Annotated in this window: 2 protein-coding genes; both read left to right on the forward strand. The window is 41.5% G+C overall.

The window, feature by feature from the left end; translation table 11 throughout:
* The first annotated feature begins 458 nt into the window (after window positions 1-458).
* Window positions 459-2,291 (forward strand): ShlB/FhaC/HecB family hemolysin secretion/activation protein, encoded by a 1,833-nt coding sequence (locus CDG79_RS39800; RefSeq protein WP_094346950.1) that lies wholly within the window; start codon window positions 459-461, stop codon window positions 2,289-2,291.
* A 252-nt stretch (window positions 2,292-2,543) separates the two neighbouring features.
* A complete protein-coding gene (locus tag CDG79_RS39805; protein WP_094346951.1) occupies window positions 2,544-3,200 on the forward strand; it encodes a pentapeptide repeat-containing protein in 657 nt (218 codons plus the stop codon).
* The last annotated feature ends 133 nt before the right edge of the window (window positions 3,201-3,333 follow it).

Below are 3,333 nucleotides of genomic sequence, written 5' to 3' on the forward strand. Positions count from 1 at the left end.
CCCTTAAAGCCTACGGCATGGCTTCTCTACGAGACGCTCCGCGAACGCTTAGAGCGAGTCCGCGTTCGCGCAGCGTCTCGTAGAGAGCGTCATTTTGAATTTTAAATTGTTAACTTGTGTCTGCGCTAACAAAATTAAAGACAATTTCAGATGGGGATTTAAACCCCGACTGAAACTGAGGCTACCTGTAGATGTAGGGGTCTTAAACCCTTTTATTTACGATCAATTGTTTCGCCAACAGGGTTAACAACTAGCGCCAAGTACGATTTCCGTCGTTTACACAAAATCCTTAATTGGATGCCTATACCTAGTTGCACGCGGAGTTAATTATACTTTTAGTTACAAATCTTCTGAAATCTGAATGTCAAAAATATGATATTGAAATATTCATGCACCCATAGCATACTCAAAAACCAAAATCAGCCCAGTCCTTAAATAAGGCACCCCACTGAGGAGAAATGAGAAAAGACACAGGAACTGGTATTAAGCCGAAAACAACGACTCAGCAAAGAATTGTCTCTTTCTCTCATCAGTTAAACACTTGGCCTTTGGCAAGTACTAAATGGAATAAGCACAGCTTCAGTTTTCAGTGTGGCTTGCTAATTCTGCCTGCGGTCTGGATTGTAAGTGTAAATGGACTTAGAGCTACAGCAAATAACTTTACACCCGACTCGGCTCCAAATAGTAGTCAGCCAAAGTTACAAATAGTACAGGAAACAAACCCTTCCCCAGTAATTGACCCGAATCAACCCGAACCGAACCCTCAACTAGAAACACCACAACGGATTCGGGTTCGCAAAATCCAAGTTGTAGATAGCACCGTCTTTAATGAAAATGACTTTAATTCAGTAGTTAAACCCTTTGAAGAACGGGACTTGACTTTAGAAGAAATCAGACAAGCCGCAGATGCTGTTACCCAGCTTTACTTAAACAAAGGCTATATAAATTCCAGAGCAGTTCCAGATATTCAGCAACCTAGTACCGCCAATGGTGTTGTGGTAATTCGAGTCATTGAAGGGCGTTTGACAGAGATTAACATCGAAGGGACGCGGCGATTAAATCCATCTTATATTCGTAGTCGCATCCAACTAGGTGCGGGTATCCCTTTGAATAGTGGTAAGCTCGAAGAACAACTGAAATTATTGCGACTCGATCCTCTATTTACCAATGTGGAAGCGCGTCTGCGACCAACGGGTAAGGTTGGTCAAAGTGTTCTCATTGTCAGAGTTGAAGAGGCAAAATCTTTAATTGGTAGCTTGGGTGTAGATAATTATTCGCCTCCCAGTATTGGGGCAGAAAGATTGGGTATTGAACTGCGCGATCGCAATTTAACCGGGATGGGAGATGAGTTGGCAGGCTCCTATTATCACACGCTCTCTGGTGGTTCTGATGCCTTTGATTTTAGCTATCAAGTTCCTGTTAACGCCATGAATGGCAAAGTGCAGATTAGAACGGCATTTAATCGCAACGAAATCACTGAGCCACCCTTTGATGCCCTTGGCATTCGCGCCAACCAGGATCTTTATGAAATCAATTATCGCCAACCATTGATGCGATCGCCCAAAGAAGAATTTGCCTTATCTTTGGGATTTACCTATCAAGATGGTCAAACCTTCCTCTTCGATAACCTTGCAACCCCCTTTGGTATTGGGCCTGATGCCAATGGTGTCAGCCGCACCAGCGTAATTAAATTTGGTCAAGATTATATCAAGCGCGAACCTCAAGGAGCTTGGTTTTTGCGATCGCAATTTAATTTTGGCATTGATATCTTAGACGCAACTATCAACAGTGACCCCATACCCGATGGTCGCTTTTTCAGTTGGTTGGGTCAAATACAGCGCGTCCAGCAACTCAGCAACGATCATCTCTTGCTTATCCAAGCAGACTTGCAACTAACACCAGATAGCCTTTTACCTTCCCAGCAATTTGTTATTGGTGGTGGACAGTCTGTAAGGGGATATCGTCAAAATATTCGCTCTGGGGATAATGGATTTCGGGTAGCGATTGAAGATCGGTTCACAGTCCAGCGCGATAAATCTGGATTATCTACAATTGAACTCGCGCCATTTCTGGACATGGGAGCCGTCTGGAATCAGTCTAATAATCCTAATCTGCTACCCGCTCAAACGTTTTTGGCGGGTGCGGGCTTAGGATTATTATGGAATCAGGCAATGGGAATTGATAATCTGTTTTTGCGGCTCGATTATGGATTTCCATTTATCGATTTGAGCGATCGCGGCAATAACGCTCAAGATGATGGTTTTTATTTTAGCCTTCGTTATCAACCTTAGCACAGCAATATCGGTAGGCTTTGTTTGTGTAGCTGGGAATTCCCTTAACTTAACTTATCAATGTTTCCTGACCTATGTCAGCATTTTTTGTTTTAAAAACCACTGAAAAAGCGCATTTTCAGGTGATTGGCGATTTTTGGGAAATTTATTTCTGATTATTTACCAAGCTAATCTCCATTTGGGGTGTACTCTCAATATACGGTAACTACCACACTCGACCTTTGAGATAAATTACACCCAGAGGTGAATACCATGAAAAATTATGCTGATAAGCAGGAATTTATATTAAGCCAAATCACAAATAAATATTTTCAGCGCCGAGATTTTAGTGGATGTGACTTGAGTGGAATTGACCTAAAAGGAATTAACTTAAGTGGTGTTAACTTCATCGGAGCGGATTTACGTGACGCAAATTTGTGTGGCTGTGTCCTCACTCGTGCTAATTTAAGTGGTGCAAATTTGATGCAAGCTAGCTTACGCGAAGCTAATTTGTATGAAGCATCTTTGTGTGAGGCTAATTTGATTAATGCTGATTTAACACGAGCAAATTTGTGCGGAACTTTCTTGTGGCGGGCGAAATTCACAAGTAGTAATCTTTGGGGTGCTTCTTTATGTGATGTGGATTTTAGAGAAGCAGACTTAAGTGAAGCCAATTTAATTGAAGCATCACTGATTGAGGCTAACTTAATTAGAGCAAATCTCGCAGGAGCAAAGTTATGTGGAGCAAAATTACTAGAAGCTAATTTAACTGAGGCCAACTTAACTGGTGCAGACCTGACATGGGCAAATTTAACCAAGGCAAATTTGAGTAAGGCAAACCTTTGGGAGACAAACCTGATTTATGCAAAGTTCCGGGATACTATCATGCCTGATGGCACAATTAAGCAACCTCAGATAGTTATTTATTAGTTATTGGTCATTTGTCATTTGTCATTGGTCATTTGTCATTTGTCATTTGTCATTTGTCATTTGTCATTTGTCATTTGTCATTTGTCATTTGTCATTTGTCATTAGCAAGAAGAGAATAACTTTCTGTTTGCTC

Source organism: Nostoc sp. 'Peltigera membranacea cyanobiont' 232, from assembly GCF_002245985.1.
GTDB lineage: Bacteria > Cyanobacteriota > Cyanobacteriia > Cyanobacteriales > Nostocaceae > Nostoc.

Bases quoted from the DNA above. Each gene is read 5' to 3' on its own strand.
- CDG79_RS39805 (WP_094346951.1), top strand. From the start codon at position 2,544: ATGAAAAATTATGCTGATAAGCAGGAATTTATATTAAGCCAAATCACA.
- CDG79_RS39800 (WP_094346950.1), top strand. From the start codon at position 459: ATGAGAAAAGACACAGGAACTGGTATTAAGCCGAAAACAACGACTCAG.